Below are 25,350 nucleotides of genomic sequence, written 5' to 3'. Positions count from 1 at the left end.
TCGGTGAATTTGGATAAGCGAAAATGAAAACTTGATAGGGATGCTCTAACAACACAACCTAGAAAAATTTACCGGGCTTTATTTGCAATTTCAGTCTTAAATTGACCAGGGGGTTTGGTGAAGGTATGATCATGGTATTGAGTGCAAAGTTCCGGGCGTTTAGGAGTGTGAGAAGTGTAAACAAAAAATGCTGTAGAACGCTCTTCACTTCTAACTGTTCCGTGATGTAAAACATTTCTAGGATCAACAAAAATTACAGTTCCTGCTTTTCCTGGACAAGATTTCCAGAATTTTTTAGGAATAACATTCATCATTTCTCGGTCATCAATTCCCAAAAAACCCGACTTCCACAATCTATAATCGACCCGATAATAATTACACCATTCTCCAATATTACTGGGTAAAGGTATATATTCAAAAGGTCCATGTTCTTCCCCCACATCGTGTAAATAGACGATGATTTTAATCATCCGTCGATCTTCCGCATCCTTGTGCCACAGCAGAGTTTGTAGTTGCTGCTCATTGGGAAAATCCTTCCGCACGTGAACACCATGAAAAGCTATAGGTAACTCTATATAACTTTCAATGATATTCCTTAACCTAGATTCAATTCCCCAGGCAAAAAATTCTGGTAGATCTGTAACTGTGTAAATTTGCGGTAAGCTATATCCCGACTCCACATTTCTGGGAGCTGATATCATCCCTGCATAACCCGTAGCACTTACCCACATTTGTGTGGTTGATGGCATTCCTAAATCTGTGAGAGAAGTAATATAAACACCTTGCTGCTTTAGGGATTCAGCAATTAATTTATCTTTTGAGGATAATACAGGTAAATGCTTTTTATATTTAGCTACAGATACCCGATAATTAATATCCTCAGTAAAGGCGTTGAGTTGATCTTGCCAAGTATTAATCATCATCATTTAAACTAATAATTTGACCCAGTAATTAACTCAAGAATCTTTATTGCGACGAAGAGAAGAATTAGATATTTGCTGATTACAATCAGCAATTTTCAGTTCAGGAGCAGCCATAACTTCCACTGCAGAAACAGTGACTACAGCAAAGAAAGGAAGTATGGTTTGAATAGCAGAAATTGGCCATCTTCTTAAAGCACCTAGGAAAACTTTTGGATTAACTCCTCGCCAGTTCTGAATCATCATTCTGGCATAAAACTGTTTAGAGTATCCATTTTCATGGAGCTTAGAAATTACCTCTGGTATGTGTTTATATTGCATTAATAGTGCGGATTTAGGTTCTTTTTGCCAATAACTGACACCCACAATGCATTCTAAAAAATTCTCTTTGGTGACAATTACCTTTCCATGAGCTGCACAATAACCCGCAAAATAGGCTAAAGAAATCCAGTTATTAATGGCATCCGGCCAAATTTGTAGAGCCTGTTTAACCAGATCAGCCCTATAAATTGAAGCTGTCAGAAATATTACTGCGCCCACACTTTTAGCAAGACAATGTTCAAAGATTGCCTTACCATTTCCCGCACCATCTTCCACATCAATATCAAACCAACGATTGCCAGAAATAGTGGGTGGATGAACTGCTTCCCCAGTAATTTTATTTCTTCCTGAAAAATTCAGAAACATTAAAGATAAGTCCTGGTGTTTTTGCAATTTATCTATTACGTAACCAACAGTTCTATCTTGAATGGGATCATCATCACCAATTGTCCATACATATTTGGTAGTGGCGGAATTTAGACAGTAAATTATATTCCTCATCACACCCAAATTGCTACTGTTTCTGTTAGATGTAAAAGTTACAGAGCTGAGAATTTTCTGCCATTTTTTGATAACTTGCGGTGTATAATCACTGGAACAATTGTCAGATACTAAGATTTCACAATCTTGTTCATAACCTTTAATAGCATGAGATAACCACTCCAATTGTTGATCCAGCAAATCTGCTCGATTATAGGTGGGAATGGCAATAGTCAGTAATTTACTCATGTAAAATAATTTCCCAAGTATCTTAATTAAACCAGAATTATTAGATCCCAGCAGTGATTTTAATGAAGATTTCAATAAGATTACTGCTTGGGACTTTTTGGAAGATTAAAAAATTAATTCAAAAAACTAATTCCTAGCTATGCCAAAAAAAATTCTGATCGAGTTGTTGAGTACGGATCAAATACTCCAGCTGCTTTAATCTGGTAAATCCTCTAAAAAGGAATGTATCCTCAGTCATGTCAATTTGCTGGAATAAATTCAATAACTGTTGGGCACCACGCTCCGCATTCCACTCACATTTGAATCCTGGTAATATTGTGTTGATCTTCTCGAAGGATACTCGATAACTACGATTATCCGCACCATTATTACCAAAGGTTAATTTACAATCTGGGAAGGTTGCTGCAATGATTTGGGCAATTTCTCGCACGCGATAATTATTTTGTGTATCTCCTACATTAAAAACCTGATTGTGAATAATATCCCTGGGTGCTTCCAAGACACAGACAATGGCTTTACAAATGTCCAAAGCATGAACTAAAGGTCGCCAAGGAGTACCATCACTAGTCATTTTAATTTCCTTGGTAGTCCAAGCTAACCCAGCTAAATTGTTTAAAACAATATCAAATCTCATGCGGGGGGAAGCTCCAAATGCTGTTGCATTGCGCATGAAGGTAGGGGAAAAATCATCATCAGCTAATAACTTAATATCCCTTTCCACCAAGGTTTTGCACTCAGCATAAGCTGTTTGAGGATTCACTGGTGATTCTTCTGTTACATCCCCATCAGTGGCAATTCCATAAACACTGCAAGAAGACATATAAACAAACCGACGCACTCCCATGGTTTTAGCCAAATTGGCCAATCGCACGGAACCTAAATGATTGATATCATAGGTAATATGGGGTGCCAATTGTCCTGTGGGATCATTAGAAAGTTCTGCTTTGTGAACTATAGCATCTACTCCCTCTAGGTCTTCTGGATTAATATTACGAATGTCTTTGTTGAGAGTTTTGACTGTTATTTCTGTACCGTTATATAACCAGCCAACTTTATAAAAACCCGTGTCTACTCCAATTACCTTATGACCTTTAGCAATTAATAAGGGAGGGAGCAATGAGCCTAAATATCCTTCTGTACCAGTGACTAATATTTTCATAGTTTTCCTCTTGATTTTGATTTGGGACTTTACTCCAGGCTTGTTTTTAAAAACACCTGATTAAATTTGCTGGTTCTGGTAATTGATTCACAATGGCCTTACCAATCTCTAAAGAAGATGTAGCTGCAGGTGATGGTGCATTGCAAACATGAATAGAGTTTTTACCAGGAACGATTAAAAAGTCCTCTACCAGAGAACCATTATTCATTAATGCTTGAGCTCTAACCCCCGCATGGGTGGGTACTAAATCTTTCGCCTCCACTTCTGGAATCAGTTTTTGCAAACTTCTGACAAAAGCTGCTTTACTCCAGGAACGTATCATTTCTTTGATTCCTTCATCAGCATGTTTGGCTGCTAGTTTCCAAAAACCAGGATAGGTAATGACTTCAGTTAGATCTCTTAGATCAAAATCGGTTTTTTTGTAACCTTCTCTTTTAAAACTCAAAACCGCATTTGGACCAGCGTGAACTGTGCCATCAATCATCCTGGTAAAATGTACACCCAAAAATGGGAAATCTGGGTTAGGAACTGGATAAATAAGCGTTTTGACTAAAGAACGTTTTTCCGGTGTTAGTTCATAGTATTCTCCCCGAAAGGGAACGATTTTAGCTTGGGGATTTACCTGACCCAATTCCGCCAGGCGATCGCTATGTAGTCCACCACAGTTAATTACAAATCTAGTTTCAAAACTGCCTTTGGTAGTTTCTATTATCTGATTTTCGCCGCTTGGGTGTAGTTTTAAAACCCGGGTGTTAAGGCGTAAATCGCCTCCTTGATTTTGAATAATCTCCGCGTACTTGAGGCAAACTTGTTTGTAGTTGACAATCCCAGTAGAAGAGACTCGAATTGCTGCCAAGCAACTAAGATGAGGTTCAATTTCCCTTGCTTCTTGAGGACTAATTCTCTTCACGGGAATACCATTATCTAAACCTCGCTGATAGAGGTTTTCTAATCTTGGTATTTCCTCGGGTTCTGTGGCGACAATAACCTTACCACAAATATCATGATCTATATTATGTTCTCGACAAAATTCCACCATTGATCGACTGCCATCACGGCAGAATTTTGCTTTGAAACTACCGGGTTTGTAGTAAATACCAGAATGAATGACACCACTATTGTTGCCAGTTTGATGAAATGCCCATTCCGCTTCTTTTTCTAGGACTAAAATCTTGGTCTGACCATAGCGTTTACCTAAAGCCATGGCCGTAGCTAGTCCTACTATTCCACCACCAATAATGGCAAAGTCATACATGATTATTTTTCCCTTAAATCACCATCAATTATGCCCACACCTTCCAAGGAGCTTGATTATTTTTCCACAAATCTTCCAGGTAGTTTTTATCTCTTAAAGTATCCATTGGCTGCCAAAATCCCTGATGTTTAAAAGCTGACAGTTGTTCCATATCCGCTAATTTTTCTAGTGGTTCCTTTTCCCAAACCGTACTTTCATCAGCAATAAAATTAATTACCTCTGGTTCTAGGACAAAATAACCACCATTAATCCAAGCACCATCACCCTCTGGCTTTTCTTTAAAACTGGTAATTTTAGTTTGTTCTTGTCCTAGGGAAATTGCCCCAAATCTTCCTGCTGGTTGGACAGCACTAAGGGTGGCTAAGGTTTTTTGGCTTTGGTGAAAATTAATTAGTTCCGTAATATTAATATTGCTGACACCATCTCCATAGGTAAAACAGAAAGTTTCGTTACCAATATGTTCTCTCACTTTCTTTAGTCTACCACCTGTCATGGTATTATCGCCCGTATTTACCAAAGTAACCCGCCATGGTTCTGCATATCCGGAATGGATACTCATTTGATTAAATCTCATATCAAAAGTTACGTCTGACATGTGGAGGAAGTAGTTGGCAAAATACTCCTTAATAATGTAACCCTTGTATCCACAACAAATGATAAAATCATTAATACCATGAGCTGAATATATTTTCATAATATGCCAAAGAATTGGCTTGCCACCCACTTCTACCATTGGCTTAGGTCTAATACTAGTTTCTTCACTCAGACGCGTTCCTAAACCACCAGCTAGAATTACTGCTTTCATGCAAATACCTCTGATTTATTTGATTTAACTATTTGCCAGCACGACAAGTTATGGGAATTAAATAGATGGGATTTTGCTTGGTTTCCCTTTCTGATGGAACATAATAGTAATCTAGCGAAAAAAAACGGGACTGTTTATAAAGAGTCAGTAAATTTAGGGTAAGCCTTGAAATAAGATAATTGTCAACAAAAAAACAAGGAGACAGCTACTAGATATCTATCTCCTTGGTGAGGAAAATATTATTTTTCTTACTACATTTCAGGGATTTACATTATAAATAATTGATGAGTTCTGTAAAAAATAGTCGCACTTTTCTTCAGCAATAACACAAATATTACTGATAGCTTGCTGGTAGTTGTTCACATCCTTCTTATTCAGATATAATTGAGCAGATTTTTCTAAATCTTCCAGAGCTTGTTGCTGATTATTCCTGGCTGTCCTTTCTCCATATTGGGCTAATTCATAGTAAATCATTCCTCTTTTGAGGAACACCTCTGCCATTTCTGGATTAATATTTAATGCCTGGTCAAAATCTGCGATCGCCTGTTTATATATTTGAGCATAATTACTGCTATATTGGGCAAATTGGTAACGAGCTAGACCGCGCTGAAAGTAGGCTTCTGCTTTAAAACGATTGAGTTTAATTGCCTGTGTAAAGTCCCCAATAGATCTTTCGTATTCCTCTTGTGAGTTATTACTATATCTGGCTATTTGTGACCGAACAATACCTCTTCTAACATAGGCTTCATCATCTTGTTGGTTAATGTTAATAGCATTATTGAAACTGTCTATAGCTTTTTTATATTCATAATCCGGATCATTGCTATAGTCAGCCAGTTTAAGATAAGCATTACCACGATTGATAAATGCCTTAACTTCCTGGGGATTAATTTTCAAAGCCAGATTATAATCTGTCAATGCTCCTTCATAATCATTTAAATTATAGCGGGCATTGCCCCTATGCATGTATAGTTTAGAAAAATTAGTATTTTGTTTGATACCTTGGCTAAAGTCCTCAATTGCTTGTTGATAGTCCTGTTGTTGATAAGCCTGATTACCACGTTGATAGTAATCATTAAAACTTAAACTTAATGGGGAATGAACATTTTCGCTTCTACTAGACAATAAACTTTGTTGAGTGTAAGGATTAGGAGAGAGAAAAGGACGGGTAAATTTAACCATAATATCCAAATAACCCAATACACCCAAACCTAAAAGTCCAAACATAAGAGTATAAAACTTAGACCTACTTGATGTTTGTACAGGTTGATAAACAGGCGAAGTTGATCTCAAAGAGAATTGGGTATAGGTAGCCAAAACGGGAACAGCTGGTTTACGAACACGGGGCTGATATCTAGGGCGCTTACGAGATTTGCGTCGGGGTTGGAGATGTTCCCGAGCGGAGATTGCCTGCAAAGATGGAAAGGGGTCTCTCCCCCCCAACTTCATGGTGCGTTCACACCAGGGACATTTATCTAGATGAGGATGATAAGCATGCTGAGGATTAACAGCACAAGAAATCAAACTTGCTTCTGCAGTAGATAAAACCGATAGCCAAGTTTGGGCACTGGGGCGCAAATAGGGAGAATGGTGACCATCTTCAAAACAGCTGATAAACAGATCTCGTAAATCAGGATGAAGAGTTTGCCAACTGGGAGTAATGGGAGTAGGTAAATAGGGGACTTTTTGTTTTTGGCTATAGGTAAAATGGCCAGCTAGAATGCGGGACTCATAAGTGGGGGGATCCCCTAAACCTTGAAAAACCCCAGAAAAAGGGTGAGTCCCTTCCATCAAAAGCTGGAATATCAACACCCCTAACCCGAACAAATCATGATAGGTTTCCCGATTATAGTCAGCAAAGGTTTTATTCTGAAGTTCTGGGGGAGTATATTCTGGTTTACCCACCAAACATCGATAAACCGTATTTTGAGACAAATCTGGGACTTGAAAGGAGTCCGTATCCACTAAACTAACTAAAGCTGTGTTACTGACTAGAATATTTGATTCATTGACATCGCCAATACAGTAATTACTTGCATGTAACGCGGCAAAAGCTGCGGCCAAATTGCGAGCAGTGCGCAGCAAATATTGATAATTAAATAGGGGACAGTTTTGACGACGATTGCCAGGATTATAAAAGTCCATAATAGGACGCATGTTCCGAATCCGTGGCATTAAAAAGCCAATAATAGTATCACTACCCTCCGCAGCAGTTAATAACTCCTGTGGCCATGCTATAGAAATATGACCAAAACTGGCCGCAGGATTTGCTGGGGGGTTGGCGATCATGGCCCGCAGTTTCTGAATATGACTAGAAGTTGGGTGATGATAAATTTTGGCGACTAAATTTTCATCGCTTGGAACCGTATAGACACAAGCTTCACCCCCGCGTCCCAAATTTTCCTGTAAATCCAGAACCTCTTGATTGGAAAAAGAACGTAGTACCTGCATAATTCAATGGTGATTAATGGACTTTATAAAACAAACCTTTTATCAGTTACTAAATGCTGCTAGTACCAAAGTTAAATCATCATCCGTACGTTCAATAATTTTTCTAGAAGATAAAAAACTTGTTAACTGTTCTTTTGCTAGTCTATGGTCTTTAACCTTGGCAACAAAATCAAATAAGGGTAAAAAGAAGGGTTGATGTGGTTCTTGAACTAGCATATTTAGAGCTAACATTTGTAGACCATCGGTAAGCACTCCAATATTAACTATGTTATGACGCAAGATTTGTAGCTGAGTTGTAGTCACCGCTTCAGATGAAGTCAAAAATATGGTTTCGTTGACATATTCGCCCCTGTAGGGAATGGTCAGAGCTTGCAATTTACCCGTGCTATCCCTAGTCACAGCTAAACCATCTCCTATTTGTGCTACCGCTGCAAGTTTTGGGGTAGCAACTACAATAATTAAGGTAGTTGCTAGGTCAGATAGCTCATATTTGCCCACCTGAGCTTCGTTTTCCAAAGCGGTTTTGGCATTGATCATGGCCTCATGCAGCAACTCTCTCAATAGGATATCATCAGTGATGACGGTGGCAATATCTTTCCGCTGGGATATATACTCTATAGCTGTTTGGGTGGCTATCACCGCTCCTACTTTCCCTAGATTGGCACAACCTGCTCCATCTGCAACTGCTATTAATAATACATTATTGGGCAGTATATGCCAATAGTGAGCATCTTGACACAACTGGTCATTTTTGATATGGCTGGTTCCACATACGGATGCGGCTGCTACTCGCCATTGGGCAACCTGTTTCGATGAGTTCATAATCGCATAAATGGTAGCTGATGGCTGGCTATTGTCAATATATATTTAGATAGAACCCCAACCGATGGGCGGTAGTGCTACTTGCTCTTCTAACTGAGAATGGGATACAGCGGACATACTGGCCGAAAGCCACACAAACATTTCTACAAAGTTGAGACCTTTGAGTTTTAGGGGAGTCCGCACAGCTATTTGATGGAGACGATCCATATTGGCATTTTCTACTCCTACAGTGAAAAAAGCTACTTTTTTATTGGACTCATCTCCTCGTAGACGCTGGGTTGCTTGTTCTATAACCTCGTCTATCTCACCCTGGGGTTCACCATCTGTAATCATAAATACCCATGGACGATAGTAAGCAATGCCATTGGCACGATACTGGGATTTGCGCTCCTGAATTATTTCTAGGGATTTATTAATTCCCGCTCCCATAGTTGTTAATCCCTGAGCTGTTAGAATAGGAGGAGTAAATTGATCTACGGTCACAAAATCTTGTACCACGTTTACATGACTATCAAAAGTAACAATTGCCACTTCTACTCTTCTAGCAGCTAGGGTGTTCTTAACCAGTTCATCCTTAAAACTCAGTAGACCCTGATTTAGTGCCTCAATTCTATCACCCTGCATGGATCCGGAAGTATCTAGCAGGAGTACACAGGGACACCGAGGTTCTGGATTTTCTGCGAACTCAACCACTTCATCTAGGGTAAAGGTATTCAGCATAATTTCTTGTGTGATGTCGTCCAAGGTTCTGATTTCCTCTTCTCAAATTATATAGTGTCTAGACTGTTAGGACTGCAATTATTGCATCTGGTGGTAGATAAACAGGATTTTGTCTCCCAATTATTTCCCATTTAATTCTCCAGTTCAGGAAACTTGAGCATTACCATACGGTTTGTTAATGGCTAATTAATCTAAAGGTACACAAGACACCCCTAATATATAATATATAATGACCAGCTAGAATTTAAAGATTCTATGTTTTCTCTTCTCTATATTATCGATTAGTTTGAAAGAAACTACTGTATCAAAAAGACTCCCTCTTGACCCAATATTCTCATAATATGGTCATGGTAGCACAACTGCTTTGGGGTCTTAAATCACTTATTAATTTACTTAATCACTTACTGTGGCAAAAGTTGTATTAGAAAACGTTTACAAAACTTTCCCTCCCCGCATAGGAGAAGTTAAGAACCAAGAGTCATCTTCTCCTAACCAACCTGGAGATAGTATTCATGTCCTACGTCGGATTAATTTAACTATTACCGAGGGCGAGTTTATGGTGTTAGTGGGCCCCTCAGGTTGTGGAAAAAGTACCTTGCTACGTTTAATAGCAGGATTGGAGGTGATGACGGGGGGTAACATTTGGATAGGGAATGATCTGATTAATGATTTACCTCCCAAGGCCAGAGATATTGCCATGGTATTTCAAAATTATGCTCTTTACCCCCATTTGACAGTTTATGAAAATATTGCATTTGGTTTACGTCGTCGTTTACCAGTTAACCACACTAGCTCTAAGGGAACTATGGGTCAGTGGGGAGAAAATCTGCTCATGGGTTTGACTCAAAAACTACCCAAACAATTACGTTATCAGAATCAAACGGAAAAAATTATAGAACAACAGGTTTTAAAAGTTTCTCATTTGCTACAAATCAACACAATGTTACATAGACTGCCTAAACAACTCTCCGGAGGACAAAGACAACGGGTAGCACTGGGTCGAGCGATCGCTCGGGATCCACAAGTGTTTTTAATGGATGAGCCCCTATCTAATTTAGATGCTAAACTACGAGCAGAAACTCGCGTACAAATTGTCAAATTACAGCGACAATTGGGAACAACCACTATTTATGTTACCCATGACCAAACAGAAGCAATGACTATGGGCGATCGCATTGCCATTATGAATATGGGACAAATTCAACAAGTTGCCCGCCCCTTAGAAATATATAACTATCCCAAAAATCGCTTTGTGGCAGAATTTATTGGTTCACCACCGATGAATTTCATTCCCGTAGAATTTTATGCACCACTATTAATTACCCACAGCAATTTTCGCTTTACTCTACCAAGTGAGTGGGGAAAAGCACTACAAAAATACAGTGGACAAACCGTAATTTTAGGTATTCGTCCAGAACACCTGATGTTAAGTGTACCGGCGACAAAAAATATACCCGTTAAAGTAGATCTAGTAGAAAATCTGGGAAATGATAGTTTCCTGAGTGTAAGAGTAATTAACCCTGATTTACCGAAATTAGATGGTCAGATACTACAGGTAAGAGTACCTTCGGATAGACTAATTAACATGGGGGATCAAATTTGGCTATCACCCATTGTGGAAAAACTGCACTTTTTCGATCCAGAAACCGAATTAGCGATCTTTACCGACAATAAAAACATTAATTTTTAAAAACATTAATTTGCCACTGCTTGGTATTGACACCTCCCCCAGATATCAAGTAGCTATGCCAACTTTTTCTCTCTGCGGGTATGGTGAACTTCTGACTGGGACTTTTTACCTCTTACCTCCAGATAGGCCAAGTCTTTAATTTTGGTCAAACAGTTGGTTTGGGTTACATGATTATTATCAGTTCGTTTGTCGCTGGATGATGAAGCAAGTTTGAGATTTTCCTTTTTCTCGGTCTCGGACCGATTTTGATGGGAGTTTTCCTTGATTAGTCGGTTGTAAGTACGGTAAGGAATATAATGCAAAGGATTATAACCCACAAACCGCAACATTAGCACGCAGGCCCAAGAATACTTGCCAGCTAGAATGGCCTCTATTACCTGGTCAAACTGCTCAGGATTGATTTTCGTATCAGCAAGTCCAGTGTTGTTAGAAAAATTGTGATTCATAGTTAGTCTTACTTTTATTTTTTAGGCGTGATTTATTTGATGAATGCTCAGATGTGATTGACCAGTTTCGGATCCGTGTTTAATTATCCTCTAGTCATCAACCCCAAAGAGTAACCAGAACAAGACTATGGTCATTGAGTATTGTTGTACAAATAGCCGCTGATAAATGGTGAAACTTTTTTATAAAGTATCACCATTTTTGAGTCAGTAAACCCATGGAATCTGACTTCTCTCAAGCTACATTTGTAATTTATACTATCTTTTTTTCCCATATCATCTGCCAAGATGGCAAGTTGATAAGTCAAATTTAGTGAAGATCTCAAAACGTTCATTTGGTCATTGTGCAAGTTTAACTTTCGTCTGATTTTTGTTAGATAAATGGGGGGTCTGACCCCTCATTTTAGACAACTTTAAAGTTATCAATTGTTGAATATTTGAGGCAATCTCAATTTGATGTAGGAGTGTAAAGCCTTATAGAATAAGAACTTCATAAATTATCACTCAGCAGAAATCCCTGATTTTCCGTAAAATTGCCTTCGGTAGTTCCTTGATTATAGATTGTTATATGTTTTTTGGCAATCTCCTTTAATAAAATAATTATTAACACAGAAATAGCAAATCACTCAAGTTAAATAAATAGCAATAACTGTGGGGCATGAAGATAGAATATTTTTATAATTTAGTTGCTTATGATACCATTTAATAATTTATTAAATTAAACATTTAAGGGGAAATAAATGATGCTCCCTAACAAATACCCATAACCAAGTGTATTATCAAGTGATTCACGACATAGATGTCATATTTAATGTCAATTAATATATGGAACCAGAACGCTATAAAAAGCTGGATAGACATTCTGGCCCGCTGGTGGCTATGGTTATCTCTTAAGATTTAATTACCAATAACTATTTAAAGCATATATACACAGCCCAAATAGCCATAGGCCGAAGGTAGGTACTAGCCCGAAAAGTACCAGCAGCGGTGATCGCCTCTGGTGTGCGGAACTGTAGACCATGGTCATAGACCTGTCTCACCACTGCTTCGGTTAAACGCAAACCTTGATCTTTCATGCCCATTTGCAGTAAAAAAGCAGCCAAGCCAAAATTGATACCCGTCCAAACCTCCAGAGGGTGGGTAGCTTGAGGGTTTTCCGGTGAACCATCCAGAAGAACACCATTAGCAGCACCAAACTTACCATCTTGGAACTTGAGGAAACAAGCATCGTAGATAGTAGTCAAAGCGGAAAGGGCCCGATCTTTTGGCACAATATCCGGTAGATTAAGCAACCTGGCATAAAACTGTCCTGATAGTTGATCAGCCATCACCACATTGGAACCACTTTCACTATCTAAACGGTAAAATTTGCCATTCCATAGTTTTTGTTGATATACTGGCAATGATTGGTTTAACCAATGCTCATAAATAGATTTTTGCTCCCCTACATTTGGTAATTCCGGGCGGTTTATCAAAACATCACAAATGGCGATCGCAGCTTCCAAAGCTGCCAACCACAAAGCACCACAATAGGCGCTAACACCACTTAGTCGCCAATCATCAAAGGTCTGGTCGGGAGCGCCAGAATTTTCCGGTATTCCATCCCCATCCATGTCAAATTGTTTGAGATAATCTAAAGTCAGCACCATACCATGCCAACAGTCAACTAGAAACTCTATATCATTAGCACCGGTAAACAGGAAATCACGGTACACCTGGAGGACAAAATCACAACCCAAATCTTTCCATAGGTTACAGTCCTGATAACTGGTATAGTTGGTTTGCTCCCAAACCCACTCATTAGGTGCGCCTAAATCGTGAGGTGTAGCCCCTGCTACCTTGCGTAATGCCATCGGACTGGGGGAGTTAATGGTTAAATAGTATCCAATAATTCTAGATCTATCATCACTTTGGGGGATGGCCCGCACAAAAGCACGAATGACCGCCTTTTCCAATTCTGGGAATAAAATTAACAGTCCAAAGGAACCATATAATCTAACATCTAAACTCTCATACCAACGATAGTCTAAACATTCTAAAACCGCGAATTGACCCATGGGGTCTTTTTCCGTCCCTGCACTCCACAGGGTTCCCCCACTAGTTAAATCATACAGTTCGTTAAATAAAGCCATCTTGAACCAGCTTGGTAAATCCTCCCTTTCCAGAATTGGTTTTTGCCAACTCTCAATATGCGATCGCCAGTTGTAGCATTCTTTCAGAGCACAAGTAGCAATCTGCCAAGCATTATCGCCGGTAGTGCCGAAAAAATCAGTATATCTACGATAATAGTTGACACCTGCTGCAAATTCTGTCACTGGAAAGTCCCAACTCAAGACGAAAGGAACTGTTAAAGTTTCCCCAGGTGGGAGAGTAAAGCGAACTGCAACAGCAGCGCCCAAACGGGAATTTACATCTGCGGGGGTTTCGTCCTGGTAATTAGATAGAGAGCCATTCTGACTAAAGTCACGCCAAATTTCTTCACCATTACCCAGGGGATTAAATTGGCAATGATAGAATAATTCAACCTGGGGATTTTTCACAGTAGCAATACACCAAGTACCATCACCTTCTTGAATTGGATGATCTGTAGCTCGACCTAAAACACAACCCAAATATTGGTCATTTTCTGCTAACCAGTTATAGTTCCCCTGACTTTCACCCCATCGCGGTTGATATTCATATACAGGAGAGCCATCATCCCTGATTTTAACTTGAGGAGATTTAAGAGCATTAGTAAACCACCCAGTCATATTCTCCCAACTCAACATAATACTCGCAGTAAGGGGTTGATTAGTTGGGTTATGGATATTCCATAAGAAAACAGCTACCGGATAACTAGTTTCTCGGTAGTTATGGGCCCAAACCGGGGAAAATTGTTCGCAAGTGAATTGTAGGGGAAATACGTTTTCATATACAAACCAACTGCGGGGGTAGAGTGCGTGATATGTCCCCCCATCAGTATTGGGATACCATTGCCAGGTTTGTAAGGTGTTATCTTCTGGTGGTTGGGTGGATAACGCGTAAGCTTGACCAGATGTAAAAATACTGAACTGACACCCAGGAACATTTTTAAAAACATGTTCACCCCCATCAATATGCCATAAATTAAAATCTCCCCGAGAGGAACGACCAATACAACCTGCTCCAAAACCACCTAATGGCATACCATGAAATGGCCCATCATCCAAATTGCTGGGATAGCGGACTCTATATGGTCTTTCCCACCCCAGACCAATAGCACGTTTCCACGTGTGGGGCGGTATTTCACTGTATTTGTTCATAGTCTTCAAAAAGTTTTCCCAATCTCAACAGTATAACCTTGGTTATATATAATATATTTGTAACAATTATTAATAAAACAGATGTTATCTAATATCATAGAATTCACCGCGCTGACAATAATTATATTTTGCGCACTTTCTGTCAGATATTTTCTTGTATCCTGGCCCCTTTATTGGTTGCTGTGGACTCGTCGTCCTCGTTCCTGGGAAAAACGCCGTCTTCAGGAAATTAAAGAAAACAGTCAGAATATCAAAACTGAAATCAAATGGTCTATTCTATCCAGTCTAATTTTCTCCCCAGGAGTCGCTCTGTCCATGACTATCATTAGTAATGGATATACCAAGGTGTACACTAATCCTCTGGAATATGGCTATTTATACTTGCCTATAAGCATACTCATATATTTATTCTTACACGATACATATTTTTACTGGACCCATTTATGGTTACACAATCCTAAAATATATCGCCGCTTTCATCGAATACATCATCAATCTATCAAACCCACACCCTGGACATCCTTCTGCTTTGACCCTTTAGAAAGTATAATGCAGGCAGTGATTATTCCTGTCATGCTGCTGATCATTCCCATTCATACCAGCATGTTAATACTATTATTAATATTAATGACGCTATTTGGCGTGATTAATCACCTAGGTTATGAAGTTTATCCCCGTTCCTGGATTAAGGGTTTTTGGGGTGAACATTGGATTACACCCTCCCATCACACCCTACATCATCACAAATTCAATTGTAATTATGGTCTTTATTTTCGCTTTTGGGATAAGGTGATGGGGACGGATGTTATACAAGAGGAAAAACTACATTTTTAAACTTACTTGCTACCATAGAAAAAAGCAATCTCTTTTTCCTTTAAGGGTGCAAAACCAGCTGCTACTAATTTCTCATCTAACTCCGCTTGGGGTATGTGTTTAGCACCAATGCGAACAATTCGAGAACGCATGGTGTTAGATACCCCACTCCGTTGTCTACCTGCTTCCAATCCCATAACGTAATTATATAACTCCAGCTTGACGGTAGGAATGGGGGATCCATCAAAGTCAATTCCCTGTGCGATCGCTATATCTACAGCATCAGCGCCAGTGGTTGGATTTTGTGCAGTTGTTTCGGTGGTCATGGCTATAATCTGGTTAAACTTAACAGGTATTCTATCAGGAAGAGGAGAGAATTTAACCTAAATAATCAATTTTACGCACCACCAAACCACCAAAAAACGCTCCTAATATTGTACCAGTCCAAATTCCCGCTATGCTACCTTGCCATATTGCTCCTGGTGTTACCACTACATGACAAATCTGTTGCCAACCCCATAGTTGAGTCAGGCATTTTTGATTATGTAACATAGAGGAGATTTGTGCAGCTGTTAATCCACCAATTATGCCTGATAATAGCGCAATAACAGTACAAATTAAAGTGCGTTTTTTGATCATTCCACCACTCCTTAAAAATCATCAACCAGTATTTCTCATTCCCGCTGCAATCCCATTAATAGTCAACAATGCGCCGCGTAGTAATTCCCCTTTACTGTAACGAGAATGTATTACTCCCGGTGTACTACTAGTCTTGTACTGTCTCAATCGCTTGAGTAAGGAAACCTGAATGAACCCCAATGGCAATATGGTGCTATTTCGTAATTGTACTGACCGCTGCAAGGTGGGATCTTCGTCTAGTAGTCTTTGATTTCCCGTGATTTTCAACACCAGGTCCCTAGTCAAATAGTATTCCCTGGCAATTTGGAAAAATACTTTCTCAAATCTTGATCTATCTTCTGGACTGGAAAGTTCCTGTACATAATGACGTGCCATCTCTATATCCACTTTTGCTAGGGTCATTTCTACTTTGGAAATTACCATTTTAAAGAAAGGCCACTTAATATAGAAATAACGCATTAGTTTCAAATGTTCTTCCGGTTTTTCTTGTAGAAACTCATCTAATGCCGTACCTACACCATACCAAGAAGGCAATAAAAATCTGGTTTGTGTCCAACTAAATACCCAAGGTATAGCTCTTAAACTGCCCAAATCTTTTTTGCCAGATGATCGCCGGGCTGGGCGAGAACTAATTTGTAACTGACTAATTTCTTCAATAGGCGTTACCTGATGAAAGAAGTCAATAAAATCAGGATCTTCATAAATCAAAGCTCGATAATGTTGACGAGATCTCACCGACAATTCTTCCATGATCTCATTCCACGCTTCAATGTCATCAAACCCTGTTCTCAATAAACTAGCCTGCACTACTGCGCTAGTAATTGTTTCTATATGATACAAAGCTAAATCTAACAGAGAATATTTAGAAGCTAAAACTTCTCCCTGTTCGGTAATCTTGATCCTACCATTAATACTATGTCCAGGTTGGGCTAAAATCGCCTCGTAGGCTGGTCCACCACCACGACCTACCGATCCCCCCCGCCCATGGAAAATTCTCAGGTTTAAACCGTATTCTTCAGCAATTTCTTGCAGGGATTTTTGGGCTTTGTGGATTTCCCAATTACTACTTAAAAAACCAGAGTCTTTATTACTGTCGGAATATCCTAACATCACTTCTTGGAGGTTAGGTTTAAGATCGCTATGGGATAGGTTATTTTCTGTGTGATCGGGTTTATAACCTCCCGCTAGGAAAGCACGATATAGGGGAAGTTCAAATAATTCCCGCATCACACTTCTGGATCTTTGTAAATCTTCTACAGTTTCAAATAGGGGAACTACACGAATAGAGCCAACCGCAGTAGCAGGGTCAAATAATTGGGCCTCCTTGGCTAGTAGTAGTACCTCTAATACGTCACTAACTTGCCGACACATGCTAATAATATATGTTTGGCAGATCCTAATCCTAAATTCCTGTTGTAGCGATCGCACCACTCGGAAAGTTTCAATGACATCATTAGTTTTTTCCGAAAATGGCAATTCTGCTGGAATTAAAGGTCTTCTAGTCTGTAATTCTGCTGTCAACCAACTCACTCTTTCGCTTTCTGAGAGTTCATTATAGGTTCCGGGAAGGATTTGCAGGTATTCAAGAATTTCATTGATTGCATCAGAGTGTCTAGAAGATTCTTGACGAATATCTAACTGGGCTAGATGAAAGTCAAAAATCTCCACCTGACAAATCAAATTATCCAACTCTCCACAACTCAATCCAGTTTCTGTTAAGTTACGTTGAATCAGTCTTAGCTCCGCCAAAAATTCTTCCCCCGAAGCATATTTATCAGAATCCTCATTGGTGGGAGTCTCCCCACGATATAAAGACAAATTCCGATCTCTGGTATTTTCCAATCTTCTTAACACATAGGAAAGTTTTAAGCGATAAGGCTCTTGACGATAGCGGAGAGCTAAATCATCGTAAACATCACCTAATACAGATTGGTCCAATTCTAAAGATTCCAACAAATCTGGTAGGACATCACTCCAGTGCATGGAAATGCTCAGTAACTCAATCAGCTTTTTCACAGATTGAATATATCTCTCTAAAACCATTTTTCGCTGGTAACAGGCAGTTTTCCAAGTCACCTCGGGTGTCACTGATGGGTTACCATCCCGATCGGAACCTACCCAAGAGCCAAAAGAACAAAAGTTCTTACCAGGTGGTTCCAACCAAGGAAATGTTTGTTTTAAAGCATAAGCAAATCGTTTATACAATTGAGGAATACCATCAAATAGAACCTCTTGAAAGTAATGTAATGCATAGTCTACTTCATCTAATACGGTTGGTTTAAACTGATGCAGTTCATCTGTGCGCCACCAGAGGCGAATCTCTTCTAATAAACGCTCCTTAATTTCTGCCAGTTCCCAGGGATGAGCACCAGTATGGGTTTGTAGAGTATCCAACTGCTGTAAAAGGTGTACTACCTGTCTTTGTTTGTCCCGGATGGTGTGGCGGACAATTTCCGTGGGATGTGCTGTGAAGACTAAGCGCACATCCAGTTGAGAAATCAGTCTTTGAATCTGCTGAGGTGGAACATTTAATCTAAATAGTAGGGGGAATAACACCGCAAAGGTTCCCTTCTGGTAAGGGGTAATTTTATCATTCCCAGTCTCTTTATTGATAGGTAGATCATTTTCCCTTTGATTAGTTGAATAAATAATGTTAGGCCAGCTTTCTTGGTCCATAGGATCGGGCACCGAATAGCGGGTTAACTGTTGCTTTTGTTCATATTCTTGCTCAATAATGTTAATTAACTGGAAGTATAAAGCGAAAGCACGAGCAGCACGAATAGCTTCATTAATATTGAGCTGTTCAATCAGTGCTACTGCTGAGGATGCTTGATCATGGGTGGTTTGTCCTTCCGGTGAACACAAATCCCGTAGTTGACGCAGCAGGTCAACCATTTTTTGTCCACATTCTTGTCTGAGAACCGACTCCCATAATTCTTCTACTACGTGCAGACGATGACGTAAAAATAATTCAGACATAGGGTGCATATTTGCCGCTGGCAATGAAGAGTATAAAATCGAACTCATATTTTTTGCTCCGGTCCGCTTAACCTGTAATTCTATCCTCAGCACAGGAAGTTTCGGGGAATTTTAGTGGAGGGAGGCGATCGCCCCTAAATATCTCCTCACTAGCAGTTCCCAGGGTTGTAATCACCTCACTAGTTACTTTATTTGCTATGAGTAGTAGTAACATGGACATTGTGCCTATTTGTAGTAACGGGGAATGGGAAATAGTAGAAGACATGATTTATTCTGTAGATTGGTGGTTTTAGAATCACTAGTTACAATGATACTGGCAATTATATATATAAGGTGTAGATCGAGCACGCCCAAATTATAGGTTAAGTAGGTTAATTCTATGGTGATTTAACCTCTAATAATATCTTTGCTCATTTCTACAGCTACAAAGGTAACAAAAATGTTAAAAAAAACTGCCAAATGTGATAAATCCATGATTTTTCCTGAGCAACCGCAAAGCCGTAACCAATTAGACAAAAATCTACACAGCAGCGGCGCATCCCTATTATTACAAGCTAATGAACCCAAATCTTACCATAGCAATTTAAGCGTTTCTAATGAAAATCTAGCAAGACAAGGTGACATCCAGGCTATATCGCGATACTTAAGCGAAAGTCTAAGTTCATTAGGTGTTTCAGTAGAGGTAAAAAGCAAACCTCTAAAATTTAATGTGGGTTCACAAACCAAGATGAACCAAGAGGGCGATCGCCTATGGGTATTTTGTCAATCTACCTACAGTCATGATCCTGAATTACTAGCGGAACCAATCGCCCAGAAGTTACGCCATTTGAACCTAGAAAATTACGGGGATGCACTAATTGTATCTCAAGTTCTAGGGGAAACGAATCCAGACTGGTTGTTAAGGGTAGATCTAACTTTGGCAGAAACCATGGTTCAAGAGTGGGCCCGCTGGGGAGATCTAGAAGCAATTGATCGCCTGCTGAACCAGTCCCTATCAAATTTGGGGGTTTCCGTTACCATTTCTTTGCAAAAATTTACCCTACATATATTTTGTTATCCCACTGGTCTGCTGAAAAATCCACCTGAAAAGGAGGAATGTTTGCCCATAATTGCCAATCAATTGGGGAACATTGGTCCCCAGGGCGTACTATCAGCTACCGTATATGGGCAATCAGCCAAAGAAGCACAACCAGAATGGATAGACTGGTTGTCTTTACCTGCTGCGGAAAATACAAAGTTGTCTACCCCAACCAAAGAACTAGCAGCATCAGGAGACCAAGGGGCAATAATTTTCCTTTTAGAACGTCTACTTAATCATGATATAGATTGGCGGTTAAGAACGGGGGGAATTCGTATTCTTACCTTGCAAAAAGGTAACATATTACATATTATGTGTGACGCCACTACCTGTCCACCCCAAGAACAGGTAGCTGACAAAGTAACTGAATTTGCACAACAAATTAGAGCGATCGCTGGTGTGAGAATCTATGGTCGTCGCGCAGGTGACAGGGATCCCCTTTGGCGTTATGGTGTCAACTTTCGTGGGACTAATCAAGCACTAACGGAAGAATTAGTTTTAGTAGACACACCAAAGTTTGCCTCAATAGTGGAGTATAAAGAATATAGAGAATATAATAGTAGTTTAGTCAATTATCAGCCCAGTAGTAACTTAACTACATATATTTATAGTGATAGTGGGATCGAGGTAGAAGAGGAAAGTGAATATCGATCCATAGGTCTTCATCAACAAATAAAAGACTTAATAAAAAAGTTACTTTTAACAACTCAAGTATTCATACCAATCCAAAATCAAAGAGATATAGATCCAAAAGCAAAGGGAATTTCAGCCGGGTTTTTGTGGTTAGTTTTAGGAATAATCTTAATTATCCAAAGCGATTGGCTTTTAGGGAATTTAACCATGATTAGACAACAATCCCAAGGGACAAAACATAACCAACCCAAAGATTTAAAATTATCTAACAGTTCCGATTCTTCCCCCAGTTCCAACACTTGGGTATTGAGTCAACATAATCAAGTTTCATTAGAAGACTCTTCTATGAACCTGCCAAGTTTTAATGCCAAGCAATTAGATGCACAATTAGCACTATATAGAAAACGATTAAAAACAGATGGCAAACCACCAGATATATTGATCCTTGGTTCTTCTCGTGCATTACGGGGTATTGACCCATCAGTTATTGGTCAGACCCTAGCTAGTCGTGGCTATCCAGAAGTTAGCATTTTTAATCTAGGGATTAATGGATCCACTGCTCAAGTGGTAGAATTTGTGATTTGCCAAGTCTTGACACCTGCGGAATTGCCAAAAATAATTATTTGGGGAGACGGTTCCAGAGCATTTAACAATGGTCGTCTAGATATAACTTTTAATGCTATTGCTGCTTCCCAGGGATATAAGGAGGTATTAAAAAGAGCCAATGAACGAAAAATGAATGAAAACTCATCTGTAGCAAATAAAAGCTCTACAGAAAATAACATTACCAATATTACTGAAATTAATAGCCAACAGGTAGCAAATGAGATATTAAATGAGTACTTAGCCAATTTATCTTTAGGTTATCAAAAGCGTGAAGAAATCAAGAAATTATTTTTCGATAACCTGAATAATTTAGACCTAATTAATAACTATCAAAAGAATAATAACTCCCCAGGTGCAGAAAGCAATATTAATCAATTTAATGGATTTTTACCCATATCCATAAAATTTGATGCTAAAACTTACTATCAAAAGTATCCTAAAGTGTTTGGTGCTTACGATAGTGACTACAAAGATTTTCAGCTAGATGGCATGCAACACAACGCATTAAATTCTATTTTGCAATTCACACAAAAACAACAGATACATCTAATTTTCATTAATATGCCATTAACAACAGACTATCTAGACTCCTTCAGGTCTAAATATGAGCGAAAATTCAAAAGATATATGTTAGGTAATGCTAGAGAGAATCCCAATTTCACCTACGGTGATTTCAGTCGCACCTGGAAAGAAATTGATGAATACTTTTCTGATCCCAGCCATCTGAACCGCTATGGAGCCCATGAACTCTCCCAGAAATTAGCTACTGATATGATCATCCCTTGGTTGAAGAAATAAATGAAATTTACATCTGTTCTCTACGGTCTATTTCTAGTAATTGTTCTGATCACTTACTGGAATATTAAGCAATCAAAATTTCGTCTGTGGACAATAATTATTTCCAGCATAGTTTTTTACGCCTCCTGGGATGTGCAGTATATACCACTAATGGTAGTTCTAACATTTATTAACTTTCGCCTAGGGTTAGAAATTGCCGAAAACTCTGCCTCAAATAATTACTCAAAGAAAAACAACAACAACCAAGATTCAGACCAAGATATAAAAAATATAGAAGCTGACTGGAATCCTAACAGGCTGAAAATTTTAGCTTTAGGTATTTGTTTAAATGTAGGCTTATTATTAGTTTTTAAATACTCGACCATTCTATCCCAATGGATATTGAGGTGGGATATCACCCTAGAAAATGCCAGTTTCAAGTTAGGTATTCCCCTAGGAATTTCATTTTTTACATTTGAGAATATAGCTTACCTTATAGATGTTTATCGAGGAGTACCCCCAGCTGATAACCTATTAAAATTTGCATCCTACAAATTATTTTTTCCCAAACTAATTTCCGGACCAATTACCCGCTATCATCAAATATCTTGGCAATTTGATCAGACAAAAATTAACCATATTCACATACGGACAGAAGGTTTATGGTTAATTGCCAGAGGTGCGGTGAAAAAAGGAGTTTTAGCCGACAATTTAGGAATTTTCGTAGAATTATGTTTTAACAATATACAAAGAGCAGGTAGCACAGATCTATGGTTAGCTACTTTCGCTTATGGTTTTCAACTATATTTGGATTTCAACGGTTATGTAGATATTGCCCGTGGTAGTGCTTTACTACTTGGTTTAGTATTACCAGAAAACTTTGATTTTCCCTACTTGAGTAGCAGTATTGCCGATTTTTGGCGTCGTTGGCATATCACCCTAGGTGATTGGTTACGTAATTACTTATATTTTCCCTTAGGGGGTTCTCGTCGAGGATTATTACGTACCTGTGTTAACCTATTAATAGTCATGTTAATTGCCGGTATTTGGCATGGTTCCGCGTGGGGTTTTTTAGTGTGGGGGGGGTCACACGGTATAGCTTTATGTATTCATAGAGTTACAGATGTGGTCAGCAATAATTTCAAGATTTTACGTCTATTTTGGCATCATCCTCTAGGGATAATTTTGGCATGGTTATTAACTCAATTGACCGTATTTATTTCTTGGATTTGGTTTCGGTTACCTAGAATTGAAGATTCAGCATTAGTCATGGGAAATCTCTGGGGACACACAGCTGATGTACAATTTATTAAGAAGGTTTATATGGAAGCTCTAAATACTAGTCCTAATCAGGTATTATGGGGGTTAATTTTAATATTTGTCGTCATGATTGTGGCTTATGTATTTAAACGGAAACTTCACTTAGAACTCAGATGGCAGTTAAAACTGGTTTTTGTACCTCTATGTTTTTATGCAGTTTGGTTATTGGCACCTCAAGGAAGTTTGCCTTATATTTATTTTGATTTTTAGTGAGACATTTTAGTGATAAAATAGTGGGTATGGTTTTTCCCTCCATATCACCATGTGCCATGATCCCTCTCCCCCACTTTCAAATTTAAAGTCGTCATATTTATTAAACCTCTTGCTTGTTTTACACTTTGTCATACCATTATAGCTGATCTAATGATGAGTAGTACAGAAATTACGAAAATGGTTAAAACTAGGGAACCTGCCATGTCTAAGGTTAGACATTACAAGAAACCGAAAGGTAAGGGGGATTAATTGTCATTTCTAGTCTTCTTTAGACTCGCTAAACGTTCTAGGTGTGTTTTTTAAATTGAAATCAGCCGCCATTAAATCAATACCATCAATAATTTTACTGGGTTCAGAAATTCCCAAAGCTGTAAAACATTTGTCTCGATAATTGGGGTGATTTTGGAAAAAGAGTATCGCTTTTTTTAAAGGTTCAATTACAGGATAAGCTGATTGAGCCTTCTCAATAGCTGCTTGAGGAATAGGGAAACTGAGCCTTTGAATAGCCAAATCAATTAAATCTCTCGACTCTACTGAAGAATCATTCCATCTGTCAGAATTAGCCAAAAGTTTTTCTGCAAAACTGTCAATTTGATTTAGGCATGGTACAGGTGACCAACTAGGATAGTCTGCTTCTCCTAGTTCAATACGTCCTTCCATAATTATTTCAAATTTAATCAGGGTTTCATCAACAATAATGGCAAATCTTATTCCATACTGATCGGCTTTAATTTCCCCGGGTAAGTTGAGATTATTTTGATTTTTAAAAAGGGCATTATATTGATTTTTAGCTATTTTTTGTCGTAGTAATCGGTAGCCAGCACCAGTGGAACAGAGAAAATCTATATCCTTGCTTAATCTATATTGTCCATGATTTAAACTAACCAGAGTTCCACCGCCAAAATATGCACCACACTCTAATAAAAAATTAGTGTTTAATTGTTGAAGAACATTTAAAATTTTTTGATGAAATTCCCTCTCAAACATTTTCGCTCCTAACCATGAATGATAATATTGAGCTAATTGTTCCACAAATAAGGCTTCTGTATGGCTCAAGTTTTCTAAAACTCCCCGGTAATGCCACCCTCGCTCATATATTCTTAGCATTTCTAAAGGAGTAAGATTTTTTATATCTTCTCTTTGCCAAGATAATTTTTTTAAAAACGGTAATTTTTCTGGAGTTTGAATTTGGGGTTTAATTAACATTTATATCTATTTATCATTATCAAAAACATTAATAAAATCCTGAATAAGCGTAACCTATGCGGGCGTTGGGTTTCATGCTTCAACCTAACCTACGTTCATCCTATACTTAATTCCACTCACTTACTTTGAGATCAAATATCCAAAATTATATTACTTTCAGAAGCATTAGATTATCAATAGTACAAAATATGTTATTTTTTATATCAGTGGGAGACTTCATTTTGGCGTTCTCGGTTTTGAGGACGCTGAACTGGACGCTCCTTACCATCCACAATCACCGCAGTATTCTTAATCTACCCCATCGGACAAGGTTCATTCTCTGATGGTATGCCCTTAGGTATCTCTGGAACCTTCAACTTCATGATTGTGTTCCAAGCAGAGCATAACATCCTCATGCACCCCTTCCACATGCTAGGAGTAGCAGGTGTATTCGGTGGTAGCTTGTTCAGCGCTATGCACGGTTCCTTGGTAACATCTTCCTTAGTAAGAG

General features: G+C 38.7%; 19 protein-coding genes and 1 pseudogene. 5 read left to right on the top strand and 15 right to left on the bottom strand.

The genetic code is table 11. The features are described from left to right. Positions 1 to 68: 68 nt before the first annotated feature. The 8 genes from ASL19_RS14065 to ASL19_RS14030 form a co-directional block, all read right to left on the bottom strand. Positions 69 to 923, bottom strand: a complete 855-nt coding sequence (locus ASL19_RS14065) for a hypothetical protein (RefSeq protein WP_057178818.1) — start codon at positions 921 to 923, stop codon at positions 69 to 71. A gap of 33 nt (positions 924 to 956) precedes the next feature. Beyond that, a complete protein-coding gene (locus tag ASL19_RS14060; RefSeq protein ID WP_057178817.1) occupies positions 957 to 1,970 on the bottom strand; it encodes a glycosyltransferase family 2 protein in 1,014 nt (337 codons plus the stop codon). A gap of 133 nt (positions 1,971 to 2,103) precedes the next feature. Continuing rightward, a complete protein-coding gene (locus ASL19_RS14055; RefSeq protein WP_006277198.1) occupies positions 2,104 to 3,129 on the bottom strand; it encodes an NAD(P)-dependent oxidoreductase in 1,026 nt (341 codons plus the stop codon). Between the two features lie 46 nt (positions 3,130 to 3,175). Beyond that, positions 3,176 to 4,384 (bottom strand): L-2-hydroxyglutarate oxidase, encoded by a 1,209-nt coding sequence (gene lhgO / locus ASL19_RS14050; RefSeq protein WP_057178816.1) that lies wholly within the window; start codon positions 4,382 to 4,384, stop codon positions 3,176 to 3,178. Positions 4,385 to 4,412: 28 nt separating this feature from the next. Beyond that, positions 4,413 to 5,189, bottom strand: coding sequence for a glucose-1-phosphate cytidylyltransferase (rfbF, locus tag ASL19_RS14045; RefSeq protein ID WP_057178815.1), 777 nt, complete (start codon positions 5,187 to 5,189; stop codon positions 4,413 to 4,415). A 258-nt stretch (positions 5,190 to 5,447) separates the two neighbouring features. Beyond that, positions 5,448 to 7,640 (bottom strand): tetratricopeptide repeat protein, encoded by a 2,193-nt coding sequence (locus ASL19_RS14040; RefSeq protein WP_057178814.1) that lies wholly within the window; start codon positions 7,638 to 7,640, stop codon positions 5,448 to 5,450. A gap of 42 nt (positions 7,641 to 7,682) precedes the next feature. Continuing rightward, entirely contained in the window at positions 7,683 to 8,462 is a 780-nt protein-coding gene (locus ASL19_RS14035) for a PP2C family serine/threonine-protein phosphatase (protein WP_057178813.1), read from the bottom strand. 45 nt (positions 8,463 to 8,507) lie between these two features. Continuing rightward, positions 8,508 to 9,182, bottom strand: coding sequence for a VWA domain-containing protein (locus ASL19_RS14030; RefSeq protein WP_040008949.1), 675 nt, complete (start codon positions 9,180 to 9,182; stop codon positions 8,508 to 8,510). A 406-nt stretch (positions 9,183 to 9,588) separates the two neighbouring features. Between ASL19_RS14030 and ASL19_RS14025 the strand changes: the two genes are divergently transcribed. Beyond that, positions 9,589 to 10,872, top strand: a complete 1,284-nt coding sequence (locus tag ASL19_RS14025; protein WP_057178812.1) for an ABC transporter ATP-binding protein — start codon at positions 9,589 to 9,591, stop codon at positions 10,870 to 10,872. Between the two features lie 53 nt (positions 10,873 to 10,925). On the opposite strand, the gene ASL19_RS14020 is transcribed toward ASL19_RS14025, so the two are convergent. Together ASL19_RS14020 and ASL19_RS14015 are read right to left on the bottom strand one after the other, a co-directional pair. Next, complete coding sequence (locus tag ASL19_RS14020) at positions 10,926 to 11,318, bottom strand: HetP family heterocyst commitment protein (protein ID WP_057178811.1); 393 nt, start codon at positions 11,316 to 11,318, stop codon at positions 10,926 to 10,928. A 908-nt stretch (positions 11,319 to 12,226) separates the two neighbouring features. Further along, positions 12,227 to 14,596: a GH116 family glycosyl hydrolase gene (locus tag ASL19_RS14015; RefSeq protein WP_057178810.1), complete on the bottom strand. Its 2,370-nt coding sequence runs from the start codon at positions 14,594 to 14,596 to the stop codon at positions 12,227 to 12,229. 81 nt (positions 14,597 to 14,677) lie between these two features. Here ASL19_RS14015 and ASL19_RS14010 point away from each other — a divergent pair, with 81 nt between their 5' ends. Further along, the gene (locus ASL19_RS14010; RefSeq protein ID WP_057178809.1) at positions 14,678 to 15,430 is read left to right on the top strand and encodes a sterol desaturase family protein; all 753 of its coding nucleotides are present in this window, start codon (positions 14,678 to 14,680) and stop codon (positions 15,428 to 15,430) included. Between the two features lie 2 nt (positions 15,431 to 15,432). Here ASL19_RS14010 and ASL19_RS14005 read toward each other — a convergent pair whose 3' ends face one another. Genes ASL19_RS14005 through ASL19_RS13990 form a run of 4 tightly spaced genes read right to left on the bottom strand, consistent with a single transcriptional unit; the run spans position 15,433 to position 19,292 of the window. Beyond that, a complete protein-coding gene (locus ASL19_RS14005) occupies positions 15,433 to 15,735 on the bottom strand; it encodes a DUF4090 family protein (RefSeq protein ID WP_057178808.1) in 303 nt (100 codons plus the stop codon). 52 nt (positions 15,736 to 15,787) lie between these two features. Further along, positions 15,788 to 16,048, bottom strand: a complete 261-nt coding sequence (locus tag ASL19_RS14000) for a hypothetical protein (protein ID WP_057178807.1) — start codon at positions 16,046 to 16,048, stop codon at positions 15,788 to 15,790. 21 nt (positions 16,049 to 16,069) lie between these two features. Then, positions 16,070 to 19,075 (bottom strand): phosphoenolpyruvate carboxylase, encoded by a 3,006-nt coding sequence (gene ppc / locus ASL19_RS13995; protein ID WP_057178806.1) that lies wholly within the window; start codon positions 19,073 to 19,075, stop codon positions 16,070 to 16,072. A gap of 19 nt (positions 19,076 to 19,094) precedes the next feature. After that, the gene (locus ASL19_RS13990; protein ID WP_040008957.1) at positions 19,095 to 19,292 is read right to left on the bottom strand and encodes a hypothetical protein; all 198 of its coding nucleotides are present in this window, start codon (positions 19,290 to 19,292) and stop codon (positions 19,095 to 19,097) included. A gap of 174 nt (positions 19,293 to 19,466) precedes the next feature. Here ASL19_RS13990 and ASL19_RS13985 point away from each other — a divergent pair, with 174 nt between their 5' ends. Both ASL19_RS13985 and ASL19_RS13980 read left to right on the top strand, forming a co-directional pair. Further along, positions 19,467 to 22,142 (top strand): hypothetical protein, encoded by a 2,676-nt coding sequence (locus ASL19_RS13985; protein WP_057178805.1) that lies wholly within the window; start codon positions 19,467 to 19,469, stop codon positions 22,140 to 22,142. Next, positions 22,143 to 23,651, top strand: a complete 1,509-nt coding sequence (locus ASL19_RS13980) for an MBOAT family protein (RefSeq protein WP_057178804.1) — start codon at positions 22,143 to 22,145, stop codon at positions 23,649 to 23,651. Positions 23,652 to 23,912: 261 nt separating this feature from the next. Here ASL19_RS13980 and ASL19_RS13975 read toward each other — a convergent pair whose 3' ends face one another. After that, positions 23,913 to 24,860, bottom strand: coding sequence for a nucleotidyl transferase AbiEii/AbiGii toxin family protein (locus ASL19_RS13975; protein WP_057178803.1), 948 nt, complete (start codon positions 24,858 to 24,860; stop codon positions 23,913 to 23,915). Between the two features lie 267 nt (positions 24,861 to 25,127). Here ASL19_RS13975 and ASL19_RS18720 point away from each other — a divergent pair. Then, positions 25,128 to 25,350: pseudogene (locus tag ASL19_RS18720) on the top strand (photosystem II q(b) protein); the annotation flags it as partial.

Origin of the sequence: Cylindrospermopsis sp. CR12 (assembly GCF_001432185.1) — a bacterium.
GTDB lineage: Bacteria > Cyanobacteriota > Cyanobacteriia > Cyanobacteriales > Nostocaceae > Raphidiopsis > Raphidiopsis raciborskii.
This window is presented reverse-complemented; position numbering and strand designations above follow the sequence as displayed.

What these genes read in the sequence shown, in the direction of transcription:
- ASL19_RS13990 (WP_040008957.1), bottom strand. Translation starts at nt 19,292, where the DNA reads ATGTCTTCTACTATTTCCCATTCCCCGTTACTACAAATAGGCACAATG.
- ASL19_RS14020 (WP_057178811.1), bottom strand. Translation starts at nt 11,318, where the DNA reads ATGAATCACAATTTTTCTAACAACACTGGACTTGCTGATACGAAAATC.
- ASL19_RS14065 (WP_057178818.1), bottom strand. Translation starts at nt 923, where the DNA reads ATGATGATTAATACTTGGCAAGATCAACTCAACGCCTTTACTGAGGAT.
- ppc (WP_057178806.1), bottom strand. Translation starts at nt 19,075, where the DNA reads ATGAGTTCGATTTTATACTCTTCATTGCCAGCGGCAAATATGCACCCT.
- ASL19_RS14005 (WP_057178808.1), bottom strand. Translation starts at nt 15,735, where the DNA reads ATGACCACCGAAACAACTGCACAAAATCCAACCACTGGCGCTGATGCT.
- ASL19_RS14035 (WP_057178813.1), bottom strand. Translation starts at nt 8,462, where the DNA reads ATGAACTCATCGAAACAGGTTGCCCAATGGCGAGTAGCAGCCGCATCC.
- ASL19_RS13975 (WP_057178803.1), bottom strand. Translation starts at nt 24,860, where the DNA reads ATGTTAATTAAACCCCAAATTCAAACTCCAGAAAAATTACCGTTTTTA.
- ASL19_RS14040 (WP_057178814.1), bottom strand. Translation starts at nt 7,640, where the DNA reads ATGCAGGTACTACGTTCTTTTTCCAATCAAGAGGTTCTGGATTTACAG.
- lhgO (WP_057178816.1), bottom strand. Translation starts at nt 4,384, where the DNA reads ATGTATGACTTTGCCATTATTGGTGGTGGAATAGTAGGACTAGCTACG.
- ASL19_RS13980 (WP_057178804.1), top strand. Translation starts at nt 22,143, where the DNA reads ATGAAATTTACATCTGTTCTCTACGGTCTATTTCTAGTAATTGTTCTG.
- rfbF (WP_057178815.1), bottom strand. Translation starts at nt 5,189, where the DNA reads ATGAAAGCAGTAATTCTAGCTGGTGGTTTAGGAACGCGTCTGAGTGAA.
- ASL19_RS13985 (WP_057178805.1), top strand. Translation starts at nt 19,467, where the DNA reads ATGTTAAAAAAAACTGCCAAATGTGATAAATCCATGATTTTTCCTGAG.
- ASL19_RS14030 (WP_040008949.1), bottom strand. Translation starts at nt 9,182, where the DNA reads ATGCTGAATACCTTTACCCTAGATGAAGTGGTTGAGTTCGCAGAAAAT.
- ASL19_RS14000 (WP_057178807.1), bottom strand. Translation starts at nt 16,048, where the DNA reads ATGATCAAAAAACGCACTTTAATTTGTACTGTTATTGCGCTATTATCA.
- ASL19_RS14010 (WP_057178809.1), top strand. Translation starts at nt 14,678, where the DNA reads ATGTTATCTAATATCATAGAATTCACCGCGCTGACAATAATTATATTT.
- ASL19_RS14015 (WP_057178810.1), bottom strand. Translation starts at nt 14,596, where the DNA reads ATGAACAAATACAGTGAAATACCGCCCCACACGTGGAAACGTGCTATT.
- ASL19_RS14060 (WP_057178817.1), bottom strand. Translation starts at nt 1,970, where the DNA reads ATGAGTAAATTACTGACTATTGCCATTCCCACCTATAATCGAGCAGAT.
- ASL19_RS14055 (WP_006277198.1), bottom strand. Translation starts at nt 3,129, where the DNA reads ATGAAAATATTAGTCACTGGTACAGAAGGATATTTAGGCTCATTGCTC.